Annotated in this window: 19 protein-coding genes and 1 pseudogene; 12 read left to right on the top strand and 8 right to left on the bottom strand. The window is 59.0% G+C overall.

Features of this window, described 5'->3' with window-relative positions:
• Positions 1 to 4: 4 nt before the first annotated feature.
• Both AGR13A_RS13010 and AGR13A_RS13005 read right to left on the bottom strand, forming a co-directional pair.
• Positions 5 to 1,930 carry an autotransporter assembly complex protein TamA gene (locus tag AGR13A_RS13010; RefSeq protein WP_080836079.1) on the bottom strand — a complete coding sequence of 642 codons (1,926 nt, stop codon included), beginning with the start codon at positions 1,928 to 1,930 and terminating at the stop codon, positions 5 to 7.
• A 175-nt stretch (positions 1,931 to 2,105) separates the two neighbouring features.
• Positions 2,106 to 2,357 (bottom strand): YMGG-like glycine zipper-containing protein, encoded by a 252-nt coding sequence (locus tag AGR13A_RS13005; protein ID WP_003504940.1) that lies wholly within the window; start codon positions 2,355 to 2,357, stop codon positions 2,106 to 2,108.
• A gap of 371 nt (positions 2,358 to 2,728) precedes the next feature.
• Between AGR13A_RS13005 and hemA the strand changes: the two genes are divergently transcribed.
• On the top strand, positions 2,729 to 3,946 hold the full coding sequence (hemA, locus tag AGR13A_RS13000; RefSeq protein ID WP_035221608.1) for a 5-aminolevulinate synthase: 1,218 nt from the start codon (positions 2,729 to 2,731) through the stop codon (positions 3,944 to 3,946).
• Between the two features lie 35 nt (positions 3,947 to 3,981).
• Here the strand turns inward: hemA and dxr are convergent, their stop codons facing one another.
• Positions 3,982 to 5,175, bottom strand: a complete 1,194-nt coding sequence (gene dxr, locus AGR13A_RS12995; RefSeq protein ID WP_080836076.1) for a 1-deoxy-D-xylulose-5-phosphate reductoisomerase — start codon at positions 5,173 to 5,175, stop codon at positions 3,982 to 3,984.
• A 187-nt stretch (positions 5,176 to 5,362) separates the two neighbouring features.
• On the opposite strand from dxr, the gene AGR13A_RS12990 reads away from it, so the two are divergent.
• Positions 5,363 to 6,064 (top strand): phosphatase PAP2 family protein, encoded by a 702-nt coding sequence (locus AGR13A_RS12990; protein ID WP_035221603.1) that lies wholly within the window; start codon positions 5,363 to 5,365, stop codon positions 6,062 to 6,064.
• A gap of 33 nt (positions 6,065 to 6,097) precedes the next feature.
• On the top strand, positions 6,098 to 7,360 hold the full coding sequence (locus tag AGR13A_RS12985; protein ID WP_080836072.1) for an FAD-dependent oxidoreductase: 1,263 nt from the start codon (positions 6,098 to 6,100) through the stop codon (positions 7,358 to 7,360).
• 6 nt (positions 7,361 to 7,366) lie between these two features.
• Here AGR13A_RS12985 and AGR13A_RS12980 read toward each other — a convergent pair whose 3' ends face one another.
• From AGR13A_RS12980 to AGR13A_RS12965, 4 genes and pseudogenes are all read right to left on the bottom strand, one after another.
• Positions 7,367 to 8,293 (bottom strand): ROK family protein, encoded by a 927-nt coding sequence (locus AGR13A_RS12980; RefSeq protein ID WP_080836069.1) that lies wholly within the window; start codon positions 8,291 to 8,293, stop codon positions 7,367 to 7,369.
• A 3-nt stretch (positions 8,294 to 8,296) separates the two neighbouring features.
• Positions 8,297 to 9,463, bottom strand: a complete 1,167-nt coding sequence (gene nagA / locus AGR13A_RS12975; RefSeq protein ID WP_080836066.1) for an N-acetylglucosamine-6-phosphate deacetylase — start codon at positions 9,461 to 9,463, stop codon at positions 8,297 to 8,299.
• Complete coding sequence (locus tag AGR13A_RS12970; protein WP_080836064.1) at positions 9,460 to 10,482, bottom strand: SIS domain-containing protein; 1,023 nt, start codon at positions 10,480 to 10,482, stop codon at positions 9,460 to 9,462. The genes nagA and AGR13A_RS12970 overlap by 4 nt, the downstream gene beginning before the upstream one ends.
• Positions 10,483 to 10,507: 25 nt before the next feature.
• Positions 10,508 to 11,262 (bottom strand): annotated as a pseudogene (locus AGR13A_RS12965) (GntR family transcriptional regulator).
• A gap of 439 nt (positions 11,263 to 11,701) precedes the next feature.
• Here AGR13A_RS12965 and AGR13A_RS12955 point away from each other — a divergent pair.
• From AGR13A_RS12955 to AGR13A_RS12935, 5 genes are all read left to right on the top strand, one after another.
• Positions 11,702 to 12,883, top strand: coding sequence for a Gfo/Idh/MocA family protein (locus AGR13A_RS12955; RefSeq protein WP_080836060.1), 1,182 nt, complete (start codon positions 11,702 to 11,704; stop codon positions 12,881 to 12,883).
• 12 nt (positions 12,884 to 12,895) lie between these two features.
• Positions 12,896 to 13,780, top strand: coding sequence for a carbohydrate ABC transporter permease (locus tag AGR13A_RS12950; protein ID WP_003492321.1), 885 nt, complete (start codon positions 12,896 to 12,898; stop codon positions 13,778 to 13,780).
• Positions 13,777 to 14,634, top strand: coding sequence for a carbohydrate ABC transporter permease (locus AGR13A_RS12945; RefSeq protein ID WP_035221586.1), 858 nt, complete (start codon positions 13,777 to 13,779; stop codon positions 14,632 to 14,634). The genes AGR13A_RS12950 and AGR13A_RS12945 overlap by 4 nt, the downstream gene beginning before the upstream one ends.
• 40 nt (positions 14,635 to 14,674) lie before the next feature.
• Positions 14,675 to 15,907: an ABC transporter substrate-binding protein gene (locus AGR13A_RS12940; RefSeq protein ID WP_035221584.1), complete on the top strand. Its 1,233-nt coding sequence runs from the start codon at positions 14,675 to 14,677 to the stop codon at positions 15,905 to 15,907.
• Between the two features lie 187 nt (positions 15,908 to 16,094).
• Positions 16,095 to 17,207: an ABC transporter ATP-binding protein gene (locus AGR13A_RS12935; RefSeq protein WP_080836057.1), complete on the top strand. Its 1,113-nt coding sequence runs from the start codon at positions 16,095 to 16,097 to the stop codon at positions 17,205 to 17,207.
• 152 nt (positions 17,208 to 17,359) lie between these two features.
• On the opposite strand, the gene AGR13A_RS12930 is transcribed toward AGR13A_RS12935, so the two are convergent.
• Complete coding sequence (locus AGR13A_RS12930; protein WP_080836055.1) at positions 17,360 to 17,845, bottom strand: hypothetical protein; 486 nt, start codon at positions 17,843 to 17,845, stop codon at positions 17,360 to 17,362.
• 243 nt (positions 17,846 to 18,088) lie between these two features.
• Here AGR13A_RS12930 and AGR13A_RS12925 point away from each other — a divergent pair, with 243 nt between their 5' ends.
• The 4 genes from AGR13A_RS12925 (at position 18,089) to AGR13A_RS12910 (ending at position 23,227) form a co-directional block, all read left to right on the top strand.
• Positions 18,089 to 18,952: a MurR/RpiR family transcriptional regulator gene (locus AGR13A_RS12925; protein WP_035221572.1), complete on the top strand. Its 864-nt coding sequence runs from the start codon at positions 18,089 to 18,091 to the stop codon at positions 18,950 to 18,952.
• Positions 18,953 to 19,034: 82 nt separating this feature from the next.
• Complete coding sequence (locus tag AGR13A_RS12920) at positions 19,035 to 19,817, top strand: SDR family oxidoreductase (RefSeq protein ID WP_080836053.1); 783 nt, start codon at positions 19,035 to 19,037, stop codon at positions 19,815 to 19,817.
• A 44-nt stretch (positions 19,818 to 19,861) separates the two neighbouring features.
• The gene (locus tag AGR13A_RS12915; RefSeq protein WP_080836051.1) at positions 19,862 to 21,781 is read left to right on the top strand and encodes a beta-N-acetylhexosaminidase; all 1,920 of its coding nucleotides are present in this window, start codon (positions 19,862 to 19,864) and stop codon (positions 21,779 to 21,781) included.
• Between the two features lie 12 nt (positions 21,782 to 21,793).
• On the top strand, positions 21,794 to 23,227 hold the full coding sequence (locus AGR13A_RS12910) for a M81 family metallopeptidase (RefSeq protein ID WP_080836049.1): 1,434 nt from the start codon (positions 21,794 to 21,796) through the stop codon (positions 23,225 to 23,227).
• Positions 23,228 to 23,273: the final 46 nt, after the last annotated feature.

Below are 23,273 nucleotides of genomic sequence, written 5' to 3'. Positions count from 1 at the left end.
GCGTTTAAAATGACTGGCCGATGCCGGCATAAATGCCGAAATTGTTGCCACCATCATATTTATCAAGCGGCATGGCGACATCGAGACGCAGAGGCCCGAAGGGCGTCGCGTAACGCAGACCGATACCGGCGCCAGCCCGGATATCGGAAAAATCCGGGGTCACTTCATCCGAAACCACGCCGGCATCGATGAAAGGCACGATGCCGATCGTATCGGTGACCTTGATGCGGGCCTCAACGGAACCTACCACATAAGAGCGGCCGCCGGTTGCATCACCAGCTGCATTATAGGGCGATATTTCCTGATAGCTGTAGCCGCGCACCGATCCGCCGCCGCCGGCATAGAAGCGCCGGGTCGTCGGTATGTCCTGCAGGTCGCTGCCGCCGACCAGCACGCCGCCTGAGAGTTTTCCGGCCATGATCAGCCGGTCCTCGGCGCCAAGCCCCTTGTAGCCCGAAATGGAGCCTTCGAAAGAGGAGAAAAACGTGCCGTTCAGCGCCTCATAGCTTGGCTTGGCGGCCAGGGAGGCACGGAAGCCTTCGGTGGGGTTGAGCTTGTCGTCGCGGGTATCGCGCACAAATTCCAGCGGTATGGAGGTGGTCAGATATTCATTCTTGCCGAATGCGTCTTCGGTATCGGCCCATTGCACCTCGAGACCGGCGGCGGCGGTGTCGGTATCGTTCAGCTCATAGCTGAAACCGGCCGTTCCCGTCAGCGTCTTCGCCTCATAGGTATCGGGATGTTCGGTCTTGGCGATCAGGCTGGTCTTGAAGGTGGTGCGCGGATTGAACATGCCGGGCTTGGTGAAGGTGATGCCCGCCGAATAATCCATGCCTTCGACGCTGGATGCTTCGGCGATGCGCGAAACCGAGCCTTCGATGCGCAGCGATTCCGCCTGCCCGAACAGGTTCCTGTGGCCCCAATAACCCTGGAGGCCAATGCCTTCGGTGGTGGAATATTGGGCGCCGACGCCGAAATAGCGGTGCTTGCCCTCCGACACCTCGATGGTGAGCGGAATGGAGCCGTCGCGCGAAAGCGTTCCTGCTTCCTTGATCGTCAGGCTGGAAAAGACTCCGAGCTGGCGCAGCCGGTCTGCGGCCTTGCGCAGCTTTTCCGGCGAATAGGGCTCGCCGCCATTGAGGCGCGAATAACGACGGATGAAGTCCCCATCGACGGTTTTTTCACCGGTGACGGTCACCTCTCCGAGGGGGGCAACAGGCCCGCCTTCGGCTGCCATGGTAATGTCGACCGTGTTCGTCGCGTGGTTTGCGACCGCCTCGCGTTTCGTCAGCTTGGCAAGCGGGCGACCTTCGGCCTTTAGATCATCAATGAGCTTGTTGCCGGCGCGGATGATTGCCAGAGACCCGGCATCGCCGCCGGTGATGAGGCCGTATTCCTCAAGGTTGCGGCCCGTCACATCGCCTTCGAGGCGGACGCTGCCGAGCGTGAATTTGGGACCAGGCGTCACCGTTATGACCACAGGCACGGGTGCGCTGTGATCGAATACCGGATTGGGCGGCAGAGCGTCCACATCCTTGCCAGCGACGGTGACATTGACGATACCGCCATAACGGGCGTTTTCATAAAGCGCCGCGATCAGCCTGTCCCTGTCGTCTCTCGCCTTTATCAGAAGGCCAAGGTCACCCGAGGCGGGTTTGTCCTTGTCGGCCAGAAGAAGGGAGCTGTTTTCGAGGCTGCCCTTCAGCGATTTGTCGGCTTCGGGGGCATTGAGCGTGACGGCATATTTGACCGGGTTGATAACCTCAACCTCCGGTTCTTCCGAACCCCAGAGGCGCATGCCGAACAGTTTGAAGGCAAAGGCGTCACGGGTAAACGCCGGATACAGGGCGAACGTGACAGCGACCGCAAGCGCGGTGCCAGCCTTCCGATACGCAATACCTGTCTTCGGGTTAGTTCGTGTTCTTCGCATAAGCTGCTTTATGGTTGAGCATTTATTGTCGCCCTAACCCGTTTCCTGTCCGTTAACATTGCAATTTAATCATAAATAAACGGCCTTGAGGACCCTTCGACTGGTGTTTTGCCGCCCTAAACGCAAAAAGCCCCGGGTGACCGGGGCTTCTGTGCAACGGTATTTCGCGGTGCGATTAACGGCAACGCGCCGTGTAACGCTGACCGTACTGGTCGCGATAGTAGCAATAGCCCGGCTCGGAAGCATTGCCGATCAACGCGCCACCTACGCCGCCGATTGCTGCGCCAACTGCTGCGCCGCGAACGTTACCCGTAATGGCGCCACCAATAACAGCGCCGGAAACGGCGCCGATCGAAGCGCCCTTTTCCGTCTGCGTGCAGCTTGCGAGCGACAGGCCGACGAGCGCAAATATGATTGCCTTTTTCATGAAACTCTCTCCAACGTTACAATGAGCTCTTCGGCTCGGTAGGCGTCCCATATTTATCTGCGGCGACTGCTACCTCCGACCGCCACAGATAACTAACAATTCGATGTCGTTTAGGGAAGCCTCCAGTTCAGGCATTCCTCCCGAGCGTAAATCGATTGCGTCCCAAACAACGGCGCGTTGCGAAAAAGGTTCCAAATTTCGTGGTTTTTTGATGTGAATCAATTTTGTACTTTTCATCGGCATCTATAAACGGTTTATTGGAATGGTTCAAAACAACGGCGAATTGACGCAGACGCGGTTAAAGTGACCCGCAAGGGTTGACGGCCCCGGTGTCGGGGCAGAAAACGATCTGGTCAATTCTGGAGCATGGCATGGACTTCGAGGCATTTTTCACGGCGGAACTGCAAAGCCTGCATTCTGAGGGACGCTATCGCGTTTTTGCGGATATCGAGCGCCAGCAGGGCAATTTTCCCCGTGCGACACGGTACAACGCCAATGGCGAGCGCAAGGACGTCACCGTCTGGTGTTCGAACGACTATCTCGGCATGGGCCAGAACCCGAAAGTCATCGAAGCCATGAAGGCCGCCATCGATCACTGTGGCGCGGGTGCGGGAGGCACCCGGAATATTTCTGGCACCAACCATTACCACGTCCTTCTTGAACAGGAACTTGCCGATCTGCACGGCAAGGAATCGGCGCTGATCTTCACCTCGGGTTATGTCTCCAACTGGGCGACCCTCGGAACGCTCGGCCAGAAAATTCCGGGCCTGATCATTTTCTCGGATGCGCTCAACCATGCTTCGATGATCGAGGGTATCCGTTACGGCCGTTGTGAACGGGTGATCTGGAAGCACAATGATCTCGAAGATCTCGAGGCGAAGCTTAAAGCCGCTGATCCGAACGCGCCGAAGCTCATCGCCTTTGAATCCGTCTACTCGATGGATGGCGATATCGCGCCGATCAAGGAAATCTGCGATCTCGCCGATCGATATGGCGCCATGACCTATCTGGATGAGGTCCACGCTGTCGGCATGTATGGGCCGCGCGGCGGCGGCATTGCAGAGCGCGAAGGTCTCATGGATCGCCTGACGATCATCGAGGGAACGCTTGGCAAGGCCTTCGGCGTGATGGGCGGTTATATTACCGGCTCCACGGCGGTCTGCGACTTCATCCGTTCTTTCGCCTCCGGTTTCATCTTCACGACGGCCCTGCCGCCGTCGCTTGCCGCTGGCGCGATTGCCTCGATCCAGCATCTGAAGGCAAGCCCCTTCGAACGCGCGCGCCATCAGGACCGGGTGCGCAAGCTGCGCGGTCTTCTCGATGCACGCGGCATTCCACACATGGACAATCCAAGCCACATCGTGCCGGTCATGGTGGGCGATGCCGCTAAGTGCAAATGGATTTCGGATATTCTGCTCGATAGTCACGGCGTTTATGTGCAGCCGATCAATTATCCGACCGTGCCGCGCAAGACCGAGCGCCTGCGCATCACACCGACGCCGCTGCATAGCGATGCCGATATCGAACATCTGGTCGGCGCGCTGCACCAGCTCTGGTCGCATTGTGCGCTGGCGCGGGCGGTGGCGTGAAGCCGGGATTTAAATAAAAGAAGACCGGGCCGCGTTTACGCGGCCTTTTCTTTGGTGGCGATCAATTCCAGCGCATGGCTTCGGGCTTCCTCATCCGCCGCGAACACATCTTCAATCGTGGCCGCGGATCGGCCGTCATGCATGCGGTCCATGACCGTTTCGACGATGTCGGCCATATCGAGAAATCCGATGCCGCCCTCGACGAAGGCGTGAAAAGCGGTCTCTTCGGCTGCATTCAGGGCCGCACCCTGCAGGCCGCCGCGCACCAGCGCCGTGCGTGCCAGACGGATCGCCGGAAACCGGGCTTCATCCGGTGCTTCGAAATCCAGCCGCGCCAGTTTTGCGAAATCCAGCCGCTCGACATTCAGATTGCCGCGCTGAGGGTAGGTGAGAGCATAGGAGATGGCGGTGCGCATATCGGGGGAGCCGAGCTGGGCAATATAGGAGCCGTCGGTGTAACCCACCATCGAATGGATGATCGACTGCGGGTGGACGATCACCTCGACCTGATCGGGCCTGAGATCGAAGAGATATTTCGCCTCGATCATTTCCAGCCCCTTGTTGAACATCGAAGCGCTGCCGATGGAGACCTTCAGCCCCATGGACCAGTTGGGATGGGCGCGTGCGATATCCGCCGTGACATTGGCCATCTGCTCACGCGACCAGGTGCGGAACGGTCCGCCGGATGCGGTCAGCACGATGCGCTCCACGGCCTGCTTGTGATCGCCCGTCAGGCACTGGAAGATTGCGCTATGTTCGCTGTCGACCGGGATCAGTCTGCCGCCGCCCTGTTTGACCGTGCGCAGGAAAACATCGCCCGCCGAAACGAGGCACTCCTTGTTGGCAAGCGCTATATCCGCGCCGCGCCGCGCGGCCGTCAATGTGGGTGCGAGACCAGGTGTTCCGGCAATCGCCGCCATCACCCAGCCTGCTTCCATCGAGGCCGCTTCCTCGAGGCCGGATTTGCCCGCCGCAACCTTGATGCCGGTGCCGGCAAGGGCGGATTTAAGCGCTTCGTATTTGTCATCCTCGGCTGTCACCGCAAGCTCAGCGCCGAATTCGCGCGCCTGTTCCGCCAGAAGCGCGATGTTGCCCGCGCCGGTGAGCGCCATGATCTCGAATTGGCCACGCCCACCCAGCTGACGCACGACATCCAGCGTGTTCGTACCGATCGAACCCGTCGAGCCCAATATCGTCAGTTTGCGTGGCGTTTCACTGGCAGTCGTCATCTTCAGTCCGTCGGTCGTTTGCGGTTTGCACCTTTTGGCGCATGCCGTTCTCCCGAAACCGCTGCGCGCTTTCGGGCGACATGCATTAGCCTCTACTCGCGAAAATCAGCCATAACAAGGATAAAGCCCTGCTATTGTTTTTCTCCAAGGCAAAGCCATATGCTGAAAAAACGATGAGAGGATATTGATGCGACGTTTTCTGGTTTCCAGCGGTTGGATTTTTGCGACAAGCCTTGTGCTGGTTCTGGTATTTATTCCTTTCGACCCGCGTCTTTCGGAACGTGCCCAGGCCCTGCCTGGAACGATCGTATCCTTCAATCGCTCCATTACCGATTTCGGAACGTTCAGCTGGATGCTCTATTCCACGGGCGCTCTCGCCATCCTTGCCTATATTGCCGCGCGGGTCTTGCAGGCGCGCACCTATGCTGGGCGATTGAGAACGGCGTGGCGGCTTCTTGCCTATTTTTTCCTGACGATCGGTACGGCCAGCATTCTCGTCCATACGCTGAAATTCCTGATCGGGCGGGCGCGGCCAGAGCTTCTTCTGGAAATGGGCGCCTATAGCCTCACGCCTTTTACCGGCGACAATCTCTATGAAAGTTTTCCCTCCGGCCATTCAACCGCTGCCGGCGCCTTTTTCGGCGTCTTCGCCATGCTGATGCCGCGCTTCCGCTGGGTGTTCCTTCTGCTTGCCCTTGCCATCGGTGTTTCCCGCGTCATTGTTGGCGCGCATTATCCAAGCGACGTTGCCGCCGGGCTGCTGCTTGGCTTGTGGACTGCCATGGCCTTCGCCTTTATCTTCGCCCGGTCCGAAATGCTTTTTCGCTTCGATGCGCATGGTTGGCCGCAGCCGAAAAATGCAAACCTCCCGGCGGCGGATGCGCGATAGAGACGTGTGACGGGACTGAAACGGGGGAAGGTGATGGCAGAAGCGAAAATCTCACCGGAAAATGAAGGCAAGGCCGTTCAGCACATCCGCACCGCCGTCGCGGTTGCCGGTGGCGGGCCTGCCGGCCTGATGCTTGGCCTGCTGCTTGCCCGCAGCGGTGTCGATGTGACGGTGGTCGAGAAGCATGGGGATTTCCTGCGCGATTTTCGCGGTGATACGATCCACCCTTCCACGCTTGAGCTGATGGAGCAGCTGGGTTTCATAGAGGAGTTCCTGAGGCTGCCACATACGCGCGCGCCACGGCTGAACGGGGTCATCGGCGGCGAGCGCGTCACGATCGCTGATTTTTCCCGGTTGCCGGTCCGGCATCGTTTTATTGCCTTCATGCCGCAATGGGATTTTCTCAATTTTATCGTCGGCAAGGCCGGGCAATACGAGAATTTCCGGCTGCTGATGAATGCGCCGGTAACGGGTCTTATCGAGCGCGACGGGCGTGTCGGCGGTTTCACCGTCAACACACCGGAAGGCGCGATCGAAATCGAGGCCGATCTGGTGGTGGGAGCGGATGGCCGTAATTCCATCGTCCGCGAAGCGGCGGGGCTGGAAGTGCAGCGTTTCGGCATTCCGACCGAAGTGCTGTGGATGCGTCTTTCAAGGCAGCCGGGGGATTCGACTGAAACCATGGGTCATGCCGGCTCGCGGCAAGGTTTCGTGATGATTAATCGTGGCGATTACTGGCAATGCGGTTACGTGGTGCGCAAGGGCTTCTTCGCGGACATAAAACTTGAGGGACTTGAAGCCTTCCGGGACAGGGTTGCGGAAATCTGCCCTTTCCCACGCGAGAGGCTTGACGAAATCATGAGCTGGGACGACGTGCATCTCCTGACCGTTCGTATCGACCGGTTGAAGCGCTGGTGGAAACCGGGTCTCATCTGCATCGGCGATGCGGCCCACGCCATGTCGCCTGTTGGCGGTGTCGGCATCAATCTCGCTGTTCAGGACGCCGTGGCCGCAGCCAATGTCCTCGTGCCCGTGTTCTCGTCCGGCCGGGCTGTTACCGATGACGATCTCGCCGCAATCCAGAAACGTCGATCCTTCCCGACCAAGGCCACGCAGTTTCTGCAGCGGATGATGCGTATCGGTCGCAAGAAGGAGCAGGCGGATACGGGTGCGGCGGAAAAGCCGAAAGGTCCGCCCGCCTTTGTGCTGGCGATCATGCGATTTCCGCTTTTTGCCCATCTGACGGGCCGGCTGGTGGGGCTGGGATTTCGTCGGGAAAAGATCGAGACCGTATGACGCCGCTCAGGCGGCGTCTTCGATCTCCCTGGCATATTTCAAACCGATAACGGCCGAGCCAATCAGCCCCGGCTCGATCCGGCAAATGGCGGGCACGACGAGCGGGCGGTTGAAGCGCCTGAGAATGCGGCTCCTCACGGCCTCGTCCAGAGCGCCCACAAGTTCCCTGGAATTCGAAAGTCCGCCGCCAACCGGCACGATGGTCGCGCCGGTAACGTTGATCACCATCGCCAGCGGTGAGGCGAGAATATCGACGAGGACATCGATGGTTCTGGCGGATTGCGCATCCCCCGCCTGCCAGGCGGCAATAATATCCTCGCTGGTCATATCCTGCCGGTGAAGATGCAGATGCAGCTTTTCCATGCCGCGGGCGCTGCCGATCGCGTCGACACAGCCGGTAAGGCCGCAGCCGCATTCGAAGCGCGGCAGCGAGACCGGCGGGTTGCCCGCCAATGTCGCGGCCACTGGCCCGTGGCCCCATTCACCGGCAAAACCGCCATCGCTGTTGATGAGCTTGCCGTCGATCACCAGCCCACCACCGACACCCGTTCCAAGGATGACACCGAAGACGACGCGATGACCCTGTCCGGAGCCGATCTCCGATTCGGCGATCACGAAGCAATCTGCGTCGTTCGAAACGATGACGGGAAGGTTGAGCGCCTTTTCGAGCTCGTCCTTCAAGACGGTACGGTGAATACTGGGAATATTGGCAACGGTGGCCTTGCCCGTTTCCGGATCGATGACGCCGGCAATCGACAGCGAGACGCAGCCGGGTGTGCCGCCGCTCTTATCGATGACGGATTTCAGGCCGGCGGCGAAGTCTTCAAAACTGGTTTTCGGTGTCGGTATGCGCGGAACGGGGCGAATATCGTCCGGGGCATGGGCAATGGCGCCCTTGATGGTCGTTCCCCCGATATCGAAACAAACGATCATGGTTCACACTCCCGAACGTTTGGCATCATAGATTTTTTCTCCTGATATCCATGTCGAATGCATCTGGAGGTCGGGTGTGAGCATGACGAAATCAGCATCGAAACCGGGCAGAAGTTTACCCTTGCCGGAGGCGCCGATTGCCTGCGCCGGATAGGCTGAGGCCATTCTGAACGCCTCTTCCAGCGGTGTTTCCATCTTCTCATGCATGAAGCGGATGCAGGAAAGCATGTCGATATCCGCACCCGCAAGCGTACCGTCGGCCAGGGTCAATCGGCCGCCATTGCGATAGACCTGCCGGCCGTTCAGTTCGAAACCGTCGTCATCCGTGCCGATGGTGGACATGGCATCGGTGACGAGGAAAATGCGGGCCGGGCCATTCTTGGCACGAAGCGCAATGCCGATTGCAGCCGGGTCGACATGGAAACCATCGGCGATCAGCCCGCAATCCAGTCCACCGTTCGAAAGCGCGGCTCCGACCAGCCCCGGTTCGCGGTGGCCAAGAGGGCTCATCGCGTTGAAGAGATGGGTCACCATGGATGCGCCGGCTTCAGCATAGGCCGTCGCCACATCAAGGCCGGTATCGGTATGGCCGAGGCTGACGACGATGCCGGCGTCCCTGAGGGCCGCAACCTGTTCGGCCGTCACGTTTTCGGGGGCAATGGTTGTCAGCACGAAGGGAAGTTGCGCCTTGCAGCCGGTCAGGACTGCAAGGTCGGCCGTCTCCATCTTGCGGATCAGCGCCGGATCATGCGTGCCCTTGCGCGCAATGGAAAGATGCGGTCCCTCGAAATGCAGGCCGAGGAAACCGGGCACCTGCGCCTTGCTGGCGGCAATGCCCGCCTGCGCCGCTATGGCGGTCACGTCCGGCCGGTCGGTGATGAGCGTGACCATCAGCGCCGTGGTGCCGAATTGCGCATGAGCGGAACAGATGCGGGCAATGCCCGCCACATCCGGCTGGTTGTTGAACATGACGCCGCCGCCGCCATTGACCTGGAGGTCGATGAAGCCCGGCGCGATCAGCAGTCCATTCACATCGATTGTCTCGGCGTCGGCGGGTACGCTGTCCGAAATTGCGGCAACATGCCCGTCGCGGGTCAGAAGCACCTTGTCATCGTGCCACGTGACGCCGTCGAAAATGCGCGCGCCGATAAATGCCCTGATGCCGCTCATTGGGTTTCCGTGACCTTCTTCAACGCCACGGGCGCATCCGGGTTGAAGCCTCTTGCACGCGACAATTGCTCGATGAAACCGTAGAACGGCGCGATCAGCAGCAAGGCATCCGTCAGCGGATGGTTGGTTTCTACGAAGGGCAGCGGCTTGGCCGGGCTGCCCTTGGCGGAAGTGACGAAAACATTCGCGCCTTTTTGAGCGAGATTTGCGGCAATATCCGTGACGGAGGTTTCGGCGCGGTCGCGCGCGGCAAAGGCGATGACCGGAAATTTCGGTGCGACCAGCGAGACCGGGCCGTGCATGACTTCCGCCGAAGAATAGGCTTCCGCATGCAGCTCGCAGGTTTCCTTGCACTTCAACGCGGCTTCCGCGGCAATCGCAAGGGCGGGACCGCGACCCAGCATATAAAGCGATTCCTCGCCCTTCACCGCCTCAGCGATCTGGCTCCAGTCGAGTGCGATTGCTTTGGCGAAATTCTGCGGCAGGGCGCTGACGGCCTTGGCCAGCAGGCTGTCTTCCGTCCATTCGGCCAGGATCGCAAGGCCGGCAACGATGGAATTGACGAAGGACTTGGTCGCGGCAACCGCTTTTTCCGGTCCTGCCTGGATATCGATCGCCTGATTGGCCGCATCGCCAAGCGGGGAGGGCAGGGTGTTGACGAGGGAGAAGGTGAGTGCGCCGCCCTTGCGGGCGCTTTGTGTCAGGGCAACGATGTCAGGGCTTTTACCCGATTGCGACACAGCGAAGGCCGCCGCCCGTTCCAGCCGCAGTTTTGTCTGGTAGATGGAAGCGAGCGAGGGGCCGAGAGAGGCCACCGGAAGGCCGGTCTGCAATTCGATCGCATATTTCAGAAAATGTGCAGCGTGGTCGGAGGAGCCGCGCGCAATCGTGACGATAACCGCCGGATCGCGGGCCTTCAGCTGGCTGCCGGCTTCGTGGAAATCATTTTTCGCATTGTCCAGCAGACGGGCGACGGCATCGGGAATCTCGTTGATTTCCTGGCGCATCAGGGTTGTCATCGTTTTCTGTCCTTGGTCGGTGTGTTTATTCGGAGGTCATCGTCAGTTCGGCGACGAGGTCGTAGGCGTCGCTGCGATAAAGGGCGCGGGATATTTCCATGAGGCGTCCGCTTTCCAGATAGGCCATGCGCTGCACGGAAAGCGCCGCCGAGCCCGGCGGAACGCCCAGCAGCAGGGTCTCCTCATCCGTCAGATTACGGGCGGAGATGCGCTGGATGGCGCGAACGGGGCGAATGCCGTTTTTTCGAGCTCCATATAGAGCGAATTTTCCACCAGTTGCGGGTCGGGCAGAAGATCGCCGGGCAGGCTCGTCACTTCGAGCGCAATCGGCTGGTCGTTGGCAAGGCGCAGTCGTGTCAACCTGGCAACCATGGCGGATTGGGACAGGCCGAGAGCCATCATCTCGTCACCGGTCGGATAAAACAGTCCCCTGTCCAGCCAGCGCGTGCTCGCGGCCATGCCGCGGCGGCGCATGTCCTCGGTAAACGAGGTCAGCTTGGTCAAGGGCTGCTGCATGCGGGTGATGGGCTTGACGACAAAGGTGCCCGAACCGTGCCTGCGCACCAGAAGCCCATCACGGACGAGATCGTCCACCGCCTTGCGCACGGTGACACGGCTGACGCAGGCGCTTTCGGCAATGTCGCGCTCGGGCGGCAAGGCGTCGCCGTGTTTCAGGCGGCCGGCATTGATGGCATCTTCAATCGTCTGACGCAGTTTCAGGTAAAGCGGGCCACCGCCTCCCGATTGCAGGTCGTCCAGATTAAGCGCTGCGCCGTTCATGCATAACCTCTGTCACAATCGATGTGGCGAATTTTCGCTATACCATACGCATCACAATCGGCAATACCAAAATAGAACCATTGGTGTATTTGTACGATAAATCGGTGTTTTTTTCGATATTTTGCCAAATAATAAGGCCATGTGCTTGATATTTTCGCATTAACCAAAAAAAATTTCCCGCAACAGGAATTGCTCTAGACGATTGGCATTTTTTTGGTATTGTTTTTTACGTCGATGGCCGCAGCGGTCTTGTTTCGCTTGCGCGTCGGCGGAAAAATCGATTTGCGGTCCTCAGCGGGGTTTGCGAAATCGAATTTAGCTTGACCGTTGTGAAAATTAATTTCATCGTGGCAGGAAATTATCGCAGATATGTGAACGGCCAGCACAGAAATGGTTGCTTCTGCGAAAATGAATTACGAATGAACAGGGAACAAAGTTCATGAAGGTGGGAATTATCGGACTCGGATTCCGTCTCGGTTATCTGGGCTACGTTTTTCATGAGATTGACAAGGACTTCGAGATCGTCGGTTACGTCGATCCCGCGCCGGCTGGTTTGCCCGGTCTCAAGGAAAAGGGCATTTCGGTTGGCAAGGCGTATGACAGCCCCGAGGCGCTGATCGCCAGCGAGAAATTCGACCTCTTGATGATTGGCTCGCCGAACCATATGCATCTTGAGCATATCCGCATCGGGCTTGAAGCCGGTTGCACCATCTTCTCCGAAAAGCCCATCGTCGTCAGCATCGAGGAAAGCCTCGAACTCGCCCGGTTGCTCAACAAGCATGGTCATGAGCGGCTGCTGGTGGGTCTGGTCCTGCGTTATTCGCCGCTTTACCGCGATCTGCGCGCCGCACAGGCTGAAGGCAAGCTGGGCGATGTCGTTTCCATCGAGGCTTCGGAACATATCCCGCCCTATCACGGCGCATTCTTCATGCGCGACTGGCGGCGTTACGAGAATTATTCCGGCTCCTTCATGCTGGAAAAATGCTGCCACGACCTCGATCTCTATAATGGTGTTGTCGGTGCGCGGCCGCGTTTCGTGTCGAGTTTCGGCGGACGCAAGAGCTTCACGCCCGCGAATGCCCCGCAAAATGACGGTATCAACGACATGGAGGTCTACCATCGCAAGCCAAGCGGCTGGATGGGCTCCGAGAAGGTGTTCGACAGCGACGGCGACATCATCGATTACCAGACGGCGATCGTCGAATATGAGAACGGCGCGTCGCTTGCTTTCCATACCAATCTCAACGTTCCCGACGATTTCCGTCGTTTCTGTGTCATTGGCGCCAAAGGCATGGCGGAGGGCGATTTCGTGCGCGGTTTCCTGAACGTGCACAATGCCCGGACCAACGAAAAGACTGTCGCCAAGACCTATTCGGCGGCGACTGCGCTCTCCCAGCATTACGGTGCGGATGAGCAGATGGCCGAGGACGTGATCGACCATATCGTCAAGGGCACGCCGCTGCCGGTTTCCGCACTTGATGCCATCGAGGCCGGCATTCTGGCGCTTGCCATGGATGAGGCGCGCCACGGCCGCAAGGTGGTGGATCTCAAGCCGGTGTGGGAGGAATACGATCTGGCGCTTCACGGGCAGCCGAAGACGCCTGCGGCGAAATCGGCTTAAGGGGGCGCGGCGATGGATGCGAAACGCAGCGCGGTCGTCTTTGCCTGGCTTCTTCTTTTGCCGGCACTTCTATACATCACGGTTATCGTTGCTTATCCGCTCGTCGATACCTTCATCCTGTCGTTTACCGATGCGTCGCTCAGAAAAACGACGAATTGGGTAGGCTTCATCAACTACGACAAGATCTTCAACGCGACTTTTGCCGATGTCATCACGCGGACCTTCATCTGGACGTTCTTTTCCGTCTCGATAAAGATGATCATCGGCACATTTGGCGCGGTCCTTCTGAACTCCGCCGTTCCCGGCCGCGCTCTGTTTCGCATCCTGACCATGCCGCCATGGATCGTGCCGATGGCTATCGGCATCTTCATGTGGGGCTGGATGTATAATGGCCAGTTCGGCATGATTTCCGGCGTGCTGCAGAACCTTGGCCTGGTGAATGGTCCGGTCGCTTTCCTCGCTTATGGCAACACGGCCTTCTGGGCGACGATCATCACTGACGTGTGGATCGGCGTGCCGATGGTGACGCTCTATCTGCTGGCCGCCATTCAGGCCATTCCGCAGGACCTCTATGAGGCGGCCTGGACGGATGGGGCAAGCCGTGCTTACCGCTTCCGCCGCATCACGCTGCCGCTGATGCTGCCCGCCATGATCACCATGTCGATGATCTCGCTGATTTCGACCTTCAACTCGTTCGACATCATCTGGATCCTGACGCAGGGCGGTCCGACCGGCCAGACGACGACCATGATCATCGACACGTACAAGACGGCGATCGGCTCTTACAAATACGGTGAGGGTGCTGCCCGCGCCGTGCTGATCTGCATCTTCCTGTCGATCTTCACCTATTTCTACTTCCGCATCACCAGCCGTATCTCGCAGGAGGCCAGCCGATGACCGACAAGAATGCGATGATCAACCGCTACAGGTGGTATGAAATGGTCGGGATCTATTGCGGCATCGCCGTGTTCCTGACCTTCGTCCTGGCGCCTTTCGTGGAAGGGTTTCTGGTTTCGCTGAAACCGCTCAGCCTGCTGTTTTCCTCGCCGTATAAATTCTGGCCGGAGAACGGTTCCTTCGAGGCCTATCGGACCATGTGGGTCAGCGTTCCCGGCTTTGCCCGCTACGTCTTCAACTCCTTCTTCATTTCGACGATCTCGACGATCATCGTTCTGCTTCTGGTGGTGCCGGCCTCCTATGCTTTCGCGCGGTTCCAGTTTCGCGGTCGCGGGCAATTGCTCGGCGCGTTTCTGGCGATCAACATGTTCTCCGGCGCGGTGCTGCTGATCCCGCTTTACCGGCTGATGCGCAATATGGGTGTGCTGAATACTTATTTCGCGATGATCATTCCCGGTGCAGCTTTCCTGATCCCCACCGCCATCTGGCTTTTGCGAACCTACATGCTGCGTATTCCGCGCGAACTGGAAGAAGCGGCCTATGTGGATGGTGCGAGCTATTTCTATACCTTCCGCCGGGTGATCCTGCCGCTTGCGATGCCTGGCATCGCGGTCGTCTCCATCACCACCTTCATCGGCGCCTATGCCCAGCAGTTCATTTTCGCGCTCACCTTCAATTCCAAGACCGAATATATGCCGCTGCCCATTGGTCTGTTCGCTTATTTCGGTCGTCAGGAAGTCATCTGGAATGAGTTGATGGCAGCCAGCTTCGTCGGCATTGCGCCGGCCATGGTCGTCATCTTCTTCATGCAACGATATCTCGTCAGCGGTCTGACCGCCGGCGCGGTGAAATAATCAACAATCGGAACGACCACCAGAAAATGGGAGACTACCTATGGCACTGAAACATTACGGATTGGCGCTTTGCGCTGTCGCATTTGCCGGTTCCACTGCCCTTGGCACGGTGACGGCGCACGCTGCCGACAAGGAGATCAGCTGGATCTATTGCGGCGACAAGATGGACCCTATCCATGAGAAGTATATCAAGGAATGGGAAGGCAAGAATGCCGGCTTCAAGGTCGTGCCTGAAGTCGTCGGCTGGGCGCAGTGCCAGGATAAGGCAACCACGCTCGCTGCTGCCGGCACCCCGGTCGCCATGGCCTATGTCGGTTCGCGCACGCTGAAGCAGTTCGCGCAGAACGATCTCATCGTTCCGGTGCCGATGACGGAAGACGAAAAGAAGACCTATTACCCGAACATTGTCGACACGGTCACCTTCGAGGATACGCAGTGGGGCGTGCCGGTCGCTTTCTCGACCAAGGCGCTTTACTGGAACAAGGACCTGTTCAAGCAGGCAGGTCTCGACCCGGAAACACCGCCGAAGACCTGGGCTGAAGAAATCGCCTTCGCCAAGCAGATCAAGGAAAAGACCGGCATCGCCGGTTACGGCCTGCCCGCGAAGACCTTCGACAACACCATGCACCAGTTCATGCACTGGGTTTACACCAATAACGGCAAGGTCATCGATGGCGACAAGATCACCGTCGACAGCCCGCAGGTTGTCGCGGCTCTGAAGGCTTACAAGGACATCACGCCTTATTCCGTCGAAGGTCCGACCGCCTATGAGCAGAACGAAATCCGCGCCATCTTCCTCGATGGCAAGGTTGGCATGATCCAGGCCGGTTCGGGTGCCGCAACCCGCCTGCAGGAAACCAAGATCAACTGGGGTATCGCGACCCTGCCGCTCGGCCCTGAAGCCAAGGGTCCCGGCACGCTGCTCATCACCGACAGCCTCGCGATCTTCAAGGGAACGGGTGTGGAAGAAAAGGCGACCGAATTCGCCAAGTTCATCACCTCGCCCGGCCCGCAGGGCGAATACGAGTTGCAGGGCGGCGCTGGCCTCACCCCGCTTCGTCCGTCGCCGAAGGTTGATGAATTCATCGCCAAGGACCCCTTCTGGAAGCCGCTGATCGACGGTATCGCCTATGGTGGTCCCGAGCCGCTCTTCACCGACTACAAGGGCTTCCAGGACACGATGATCGAGATGGTGCAGTCTGTCGTTACCGGCAAGGCTACGCCGGAGGATGCCGCGAAGAAGGCCTCGTCCGCTCTCGAGCAGTATAAGTAATCCACATTAACAGGGTTGCGGGCGAAGACCGCCCGCAACCGGCATATTTCGCCGCGGGAATGCCTGCCGCCATTATGGCCGCTCCATCCCGTGTTTTTTAACGGTTCCGATCCGACACGGTTTATTCCATGTTGCGGAACGTCTCTGAACGCAGCCTGATGTCGGCTGGTGACGGGAGAGGCAAGTTTTGGGTCAGCTTTATCTCAATAACGTCCGCAAGAACTATGGACATTTCGAAGTCATCAAGGGCGTTCAGCTCGACATCAGGGATGGCGAGTTCGTCGTTTTTGTCGGCCCCTCGGGATGCGGCAAATCCACATTGCTGCGCATGATCGCCGGCCTTGAGGATATTACCGCCGGTGACGTCGTCATCAACGGCGTGAAGGTCAATGAACTGCCGCCGGTCAAACGCGGCATTGCCATGGTTTTCCAGTCCTATGCGCTCTACCCGCATATGACGGTTTTCGAAAACATCGCTTTTCCGCTCCGCGTCGAAAAGATGGAAGAGAGCAAGATCAAGGAAAAGGTTGAGGGGGTTGCCAAGATCCTGCAACTCGACCAGCGCCTGCAGCAGCGCCCCGGCATGTTGTCCGGTGGCCAGCGCCAGCGCGTTGCGATTGGTCGCGCCATCGTTCGCGAGCCGAAGATATTCCTGTTTGACGAACCGCTTTCCAACCTCGATGCGGCACTTCGGTCCGATATGCGTATCGAGCTCACCAATCTTCACCGGACGCTGCAGGCGACGATGATCTACGTGACGCACGATCAGGTGGAAGCCATGACCATGGCCGACCGCATCGTTGTGCTGAATGCCGGTGAAATCGCCCAGGTCGGTGCGCCGCTGGAGCTTTATCATAAGCCTGCGAACCTCTTCGTTGCCGGGTTTATCGGCAACCCGAAAATGAACTTCCTGAAGGTCACCTGCAAATCCGCCAGCGCCGATGGGGTGACCGTTGAATATGAGGGGCAGACGATCACCGTGCCGGTGGAGCCGCGTGCCGGTCTGGAAGGCAAGCAGCTGACGCTTGGCATCCGTCCGGAACACACCGGTCTTGAAGCGGCTGACCTCAATGTGAAGGTTGCACCGAGCGTCATCGAGCGGCTGGGGGTGAACACGATCGCCTATGGCGTTGCCCCGACGGGCGAGAATTATTGCGCGCTGCTTTCCGGCTCCGCGCCGGTTGTCGTCGACGAGCCTATCGTGACCGGCATCAAGGCGTCGGATTGCCATCTGTTTGACGAGAGCGGTATCGCGCTGGAACGGCGCGTCGACCTTTCAGTCCTCAAGCTGATACAATAAAGGGCAGGAACCGGGCCATGAAATCTGTATTGCCATGCCCGGTTTTTCCTGACGCGATCCATTCCCGGCGGTTTTCTTCCGCCTTTTCCGGACGAAAAAATAACGCCGGGCTTTCGGCCCGGCGCTCGAATATTTCTTGCAGAAGCGTTGGATCAAGGCATCGGGTTGGGCATGTAGCCGGTGAAACCGCTGATTTTCCAGCGGCCCTCATGCAGCCGGCAATAATAGAGCGTCTGCCATTGCATGACGTCGAAGCTGCCATCGGCCTTGCGAAGCCCGCCATCGAACTTCTTGCGAACCAGCGCGGTTTCACCTTCCACTTCGATTTCTTCCAGTGTGGTGGTTGCGAAGATCGCACCCCGCGGGTCTTCGGCGAATTGCTGGGTTTGGAAATCCTGCGCCTGTCGCAGCCATTCATCGCGATAGGCCACGAGCGACGGGAAGGACAGACGCCAGTTGTCCGGGTTCGCATCCCGGTTGGCATTGATGCCGAGGAAGCCCTCTTCGACGAAATCACCCGCGACCTTCGACCAGTCGGCGGCGAGGAACGCGTCGATATCCCGCGTCACCAGCATCTCCCATATGGAATGGCGGGCGACGTCTGTTTCGGGAAAGGGGTTTTTAAAGGGATCGCGCATGATCTGGGTCCATTGTTGAAATTATTTTCAGGATTTGGAAATTTCGCTGGCGAATATTGTTGGCATATGCTCATCTCGCAATCAACAGAGAAAATAATTTTCAAATCAAAGGTGTCCGCCGTGTCGTCAACGGGACGAAGCATGATCGATTCATGGGTATGTACAGTTGACGGGCGTCTCGGATTAGAGTGCATCGGTAACGGGGCCAAGCCTTAAGTTTTGGCGGAACGGAGACCGGTGAGCATGGATATTTTCGCAAGGATTCAGGAAGACAAGGGGCAGTTCTCGCAATCGGAGCGACGGATCGCCGAGATTCTGGTTTCGGACTTCGAATTCGCCGTCAATGCGTCGATCATCGAGCTGGCCGCGCGTGCAGAAGTTTCCCCGCCAACGGTGACGCGTTTCTGCCGCCGTCTCGGCTGCCAGAGCTTTTCGGATTTCAAGGTCAGCCTTGCCAAGACCGCCTATGTGGGCATTCGCTATCTCACTTCCGAGCCCACCAGCACCGGCCCGTCGGATGTCGCCGAGGAGGTGCTTGCCAAGGCGCAGGAGGCACTCTTCCTGTTGCACAAGACGCTTGATCCCGCCCTTGCCGGTGAAGCGGCGATCAAGATCGCCAATAGCGGCATGATCTACGCCTTCGGTGCGGGCGGGAACTCTTCGATGATCGCGTCAGAAATCCAGAACCGGCTGTTTCGCCTGGGCCTGCGTGTTTCGACCAGCGCCGACCACAGCATGCAATTGATGATGACGGCTGCCGCGCGAAAGGAGGACGTCATCATCGGCTCCTCCTTTTCCGGCCGCAACATGGAGCTGGTAAAATGCTTCAGGCTGGCACGGGAAATGGGTGTGGCCACCATCGCGCTGACCCAGAGCGACACGCCCGTCGCCATGGCCGCCGATATGGTGGTGGCCGTCAACGTACCTGAGGGAAACAATATCTTCCGCCCGACCTCGTCGCGTTACGCCTATCTGGCTGCCGTCGATATTCTGGCGACCCTTGCTGCCTATCACCATCGGCAAAGGTCGATGGTGACCCTGCGTCACATCAAGCAGCAACTCGTGGAACATCGCGATCCGGATGACCGGCAATTGCTGGGTGACTGAAAGCGGGATGGGAAAAGTGTGAGCGGTTTACCTGAAATTCCGCTCTGGAACTGGTCGGAAAGCTTTAAAGGAGTGGCATGAGATGCAGGACAGGAAAGACCGGGTCGCCGTCGTAACGGGGGCGGCAGGTGACATAGGCCGGGCAATTGCCGTGGCGCTTTCTGAAAGCCATGAAAAGGTGGTGTTGGTTGATATCGATGCCGACGCCCTTTCCAATGCGCTTTTCCTGCTTTCCGGTTCCGCCTTCGTTTCGAAAACCTGCGATGTGACCGATCCGCAGGACCTCGCGAGACTGGCCCTGGAGGTCGCGGAGTTGGGTGATGTCGCGACCCTGGTCAACAATGCGGGCGCTGCAAGGGCGGTCAGCCTGCACGACACGACCGCCGAGATATGGCGCAAGGACAATACCCTCAACCTGGAAGCACCGTTTCTCTGCTTCAGGGCTTTCGAAGAGGCGCTGAAACGGACGCAGGGATCTGTCACCAATATCACCTCCGTCAACGGCATGTCGGTGTTTGGCCATCCGGCCTATAGCGCCGCGAAGGCGGGGCTGATCCATCTGACGAAGCTGATCGCCGTCGAATACGGTAAATTCGGCATCCGTTCCAATGCCGTTGCGCCGGGAACCGTGCGCACGCAGGCGTGGGAGGCGCGGGCGGCGGTCAATCCTCAGGTCTTTGAGGAAGCCAAGCACTGGTATCCGTTGCAACGCATCGTGAGACCCGAAGATGTGGCCAACGCCGTCGCCTTTCTGGCCGGCCCACAGGCGGCCGCCATCAGCGGCGTGTGCCTGCCCGTGGACTGCGGGCTGACGGCGGGGCAGGCGCCGCTTGCCCGTACTTTCTCGCAATCCGAACACTACTGACCGAGACCCTCTTACGGGTTCAATGCGCAATAAAGGGGAGCATTATGGCGCTCGCACATTATCGTCTTGAAAATTCATGGCATCCGCTCGCAGAGTCCGCATCCGGCGGCTTTACGTTCACGCTGGTCAATCTTTCCCGCGAGCCGCTGAAGGACTTTCGCATCGTCTACACATCCCTTACCCGGACGGTGGACAAGCCGGTTTGCGGCAATGCCGTTTATCTGCGCCGCAATGCCAATTTCCACGAATTTGCGCCGCCGCCCGGTTTCGTGCTCGAGGCCGGTAAATCCTGGCGTTTCACCGTCGATGGCTTGCTGAGGCCAGCCCGCCACCGCACGGATGGTGCGAAATCCGCCTATATCAGTCTTGCCGACGGCACGCATCGTGCGGTCGATGTCGGTGACCTGATGCTGGATGGGCGTCACAGCGAGCCGGCACCGGTTCTGCTTCCGGAAGGAAAGCTCGACCTGCCCTTCGCCATCCAGCCCTGGCCTGCTGAAATTGATGCCGAACCGGGCGAGGGCTTTCCCGTCGCGCTTTACCCGGCGGATAATGCGAAGGCTGAGGAAGTGCTTGCGGTGGAAACCGTGCTTTCGCTGTTCCGCAGGCTTTTTGCCGTGGGACACGTGCCTTTCAGCCTTGCGCCGGTTCATGAGGGAAAACCGCTTCGTTTCAAGCAGCATAGCGGGCTGGAAGCGGAAGGCTATCGCCTGTCTTTCTCGGATGAGGCCGTCGTCGTGGAATATTCGGCCGCTGCCGGTCTGCAATATGGCCTGACGGTTCTGGCGCAATTGCTGCATGGTGCGCGTGTCGATCCCAAATTCCGTTTCCCGGCTTCCGGCAGCATCAGCGATGCGCCGCGTTACAGCTGGCGCGGCTGCCATCTGGATGTCTCGCGTCAATTCTATCCGACTGGCGATGTCGTACGGCTTATCGATATACTCGCATGGCTGCGCATGAACCGGTTCCATTGGCACCTCACGGATGACGAGGCGTGGCGGCTTGAAATCAAGGCCTATCCGCTGCTGACCACCGTGGGCGCGACACGCGGGCCGGATGGGCCGCTCCTGCCGCAGCTCGGCAACGGCGCCGAACCGGTATCCGGTTATTACAGCCAGGAGGATGTACGCAAGGTCGTTGCCCATGCGGCGGCTTTGAATGTCGAAATCGTTCCGGAGGTCGATATACCCGGCCACAGCACGGCGGCTCTCGTCGCCTATCCGGATCTGACGGACGGGCAGGAAGCGCCGGACAGCTACCGCTCGGTGCAGGGCTATCCCAATAATGCACTCAATCCTGCCATCGAGCCGACCTATGAGTTCCTCGGCAAGATATTCGACGAGATGGTGGAGCTGTTCCCCTCGCGGCTGATCCACATCGGTGGCGACGAGGTCGCGGATGGCTCCTGGCTTGCCTCGCCGCTTGCCAAAACGTTGATTGAAAAGGAAGGGCTCGACGGCACCTTCGGCATCCAGTCCTATTTCATGAAGCGCATCCAGGGGATGCTGCATGAGCGTGGCCGCCAGCTTGCCGGCTGGGACGAGGTTTCGCATGGCGGCGGTGTGGATCCGTCGGGAACATTGCTGATGGCCTGGCAGAAGCCGGAAGTTGGCCTTGAGCTTGCAAAGCAGGGTTATGACGTGGTGATGACGCCGGGACAGGCATACTATCTCGACATGGTGCAGGATGAGGCCTGGCAGGAGCCTGGCGCAAGCTGGGCCGGCACCGTTCCGCCTTCGCACACCTATGCCTATGAGGCGGTCGGCGATTTTCCAGAGGAATTGAAGGAGCGGATGAAGGGCGTTCAGGCCTGCATCTGGTCTGAACATTTCCTCAACCGCGCCTATTTCAACCATCTTGTTTTCCCAAGATTGCCGGCCATCGCCGAGGCGGCATGGACGCCGAAAGCGCAGAAAGACTGGCTGAGGTTTTCCGCCATCGTTCCCCTCAATCCGGTTTATTGAGGAGAAGGTGTGATGCGTATTGCCGTTGGTGGTGTTCATACCGAATGCAGCACCTACTCGCCGGTGCTGATGCGCCAGGAGGACTTTCGCGTTTTTCGCGGCGCGGAGCTGCTGGAAGCCGAGTATTTCAATTTTCTGGGCGGGAGCGGGGCGGAGGTATTGCCGCTTCTGCATGCGCGGGCGGTGCCGGGCGGCCCCGTGTCGCGTGTGGCCTATGAGGCGTTCAAGGCGGAGTTTCTCGAACGCTTGAAGGCCTCGTTGCCGCTTGACGGGCTTTATCTCGCGATGCACGGTGCGATGAATGTCGAAGGTATGGACGATGCCGAGGGCGACTGGATTTCCAGCGCCCGCGCCGTGGTCGGGCCGGATGTGATTATTTCCGCGAGCTACGACCTGCATGGCAATGTCAGCCAGACGATCATCGACCAGCTCGATATTTTCGCCGGCTACCGAACTGCGCCGCATATCGATGTGCGCGAGACGATGGTGCGGGCGTGGACGATGCTGCTCAAGGCGCTGAAAACGGGCGAGAAGCCTGGTGTGGCCTGGGCGAAAATCCCCGTTCTGCTGCCGGGTGAAAAGACATCCACGGAAGATGAACCCACAAAAAGCCTCTATGCCGTTCTGCCGGATCATGATGCCCGGCCCGGCATATGGGATGCGAATTTCATGATCGGCTACGTCTGGGCCGACGAACCAAGGGCGACGTCCTGTGCGGTGGTGACGGGGACGGACAGGGAGGCCGCGCAGGCGGTTGCCAGTGAGATCGCGCAATCCTACTGGAATGCCCGGCAGGATTTCCGTTTCGGGCCGGTGACTGAGCCGCTCGACGCCATTCTCGATATTGCGGCAAAAACGACCACCGGTCCGATCATTCTCGCGGATTCGGGCGACAATCCGACCGGAGGCGGGGTGGGCGATCGCGCCGATGTTCTGGCGGCGCTGATTGCGCGCAACTGGCAGGGCGCGTTGCTGGGCGGCATCACCGACGGGCCAGCGGTCGAAGCCTGTTTTGCGGCGGGCGAGGATGCGACGCTTTCCCTGAAAATCGGCGGCAGTCTCGATCCCGAGAGCCCATCCGTCACCGCCGAAGCCAGGGTCCTGAAACTGGACGATCCAGGTGCTGCGGATCAGCGGCAGGCGGTGGTCGGCATCGGTGGCATTACCGTTATTCTGGCCGCCAGGCGCAGGCCCTATCACATGATTTCGGATTTCACCCGTCTGGGCTTCGATCCGAAGACGGTGAGGCTGCTGGTCGTCAAGTCAGGTTATCTTTCGCCGGAGCTTGCGCCGATCGCCAATCCCAATCTGATGGCGCTGACGGAGGGGGTTATCAATCAGGATATCGAAAATCTTCCCAATCGCCGCCGGGACGGCGATTTTTACCCATGGAAGCCGCATTTCGACTATATCCCGAAACCCATCCTTTCTGCCCGCTGGCGATGACGGCGGTTCGATAGGTTTTATCAAGCGATCCGGCGATGCCGGATCA

The sequence above is a fragment of the Agrobacterium genomosp. 13 str. CFBP 6927 genome (genome assembly GCA_900012615.1).
GTDB lineage: Bacteria > Pseudomonadota > Alphaproteobacteria > Rhizobiales > Rhizobiaceae > Agrobacterium.
The sequence above is the reverse complement of the archived record's forward strand: the minus strand, read 5'-3'. Positions and strand labels throughout refer to the sequence as shown.

Bases quoted from the DNA above. Each gene is read 5' to 3' on its own strand.
- AGR13A_RS12985 (WP_080836072.1), top strand. From the start codon at position 6,098: ATGGCAGAAGCGAAAATCTCACCGGAAAATGAAGGCAAGGCCGTTCAG.
- AGR13A_RS12990 (WP_035221603.1), top strand. From the start codon at position 5,363: ATGCGACGTTTTCTGGTTTCCAGCGGTTGGATTTTTGCGACAAGCCTT.
- AGR13A_RS12945 (WP_035221586.1), top strand. From the start codon at position 13,777: ATGACCGACAAGAATGCGATGATCAACCGCTACAGGTGGTATGAAATG.
- AGR13A_RS12970 (WP_080836064.1), bottom strand. From the start codon at position 10,482: ATGACAACCCTGATGCGCCAGGAAATCAACGAGATTCCCGATGCCGTC.
- dxr (WP_080836076.1), bottom strand. From the start codon at position 5,175: ATGACGACTGCCAGTGAAACGCCACGCAAACTGACGATATTGGGCTCG.
- hemA (WP_035221608.1), top strand. From the start codon at position 2,729: ATGGACTTCGAGGCATTTTTCACGGCGGAACTGCAAAGCCTGCATTCT.
- AGR13A_RS12940 (WP_035221584.1), top strand. From the start codon at position 14,675: ATGGCACTGAAACATTACGGATTGGCGCTTTGCGCTGTCGCATTTGCC.
- AGR13A_RS13005 (WP_003504940.1), bottom strand. From the start codon at position 2,357: ATGAAAAAGGCAATCATATTTGCGCTCGTCGGCCTGTCGCTCGCAAGC.
- AGR13A_RS12950 (WP_003492321.1), top strand. From the start codon at position 12,896: ATGGATGCGAAACGCAGCGCGGTCGTCTTTGCCTGGCTTCTTCTTTTG.
- nagA (WP_080836066.1), bottom strand. From the start codon at position 9,463: ATGAGCGGCATCAGGGCATTTATCGGCGCGCGCATTTTCGACGGCGTC.
- AGR13A_RS12915 (WP_080836051.1), top strand. From the start codon at position 19,862: ATGGCGCTCGCACATTATCGTCTTGAAAATTCATGGCATCCGCTCGCA.
- AGR13A_RS13010 (WP_080836079.1), bottom strand. From the start codon at position 1,930: ATGCGAAGAACACGAACTAACCCGAAGACAGGTATTGCGTATCGGAAG.
- AGR13A_RS12910 (WP_080836049.1), top strand. From the start codon at position 21,794: ATGCGTATTGCCGTTGGTGGTGTTCATACCGAATGCAGCACCTACTCG.
- AGR13A_RS12955 (WP_080836060.1), top strand. From the start codon at position 11,702: ATGAAGGTGGGAATTATCGGACTCGGATTCCGTCTCGGTTATCTGGGC.
- AGR13A_RS12925 (WP_035221572.1), top strand. From the start codon at position 18,089: ATGGATATTTTCGCAAGGATTCAGGAAGACAAGGGGCAGTTCTCGCAA.
- AGR13A_RS12920 (WP_080836053.1), top strand. From the start codon at position 19,035: ATGCAGGACAGGAAAGACCGGGTCGCCGTCGTAACGGGGGCGGCAGGT.
- AGR13A_RS12930 (WP_080836055.1), bottom strand. From the start codon at position 17,845: ATGCGCGATCCCTTTAAAAACCCCTTTCCCGAAACAGACGTCGCCCGC.
- AGR13A_RS12980 (WP_080836069.1), bottom strand. From the start codon at position 8,293: ATGATCGTTTGTTTCGATATCGGGGGAACGACCATCAAGGGCGCCATT.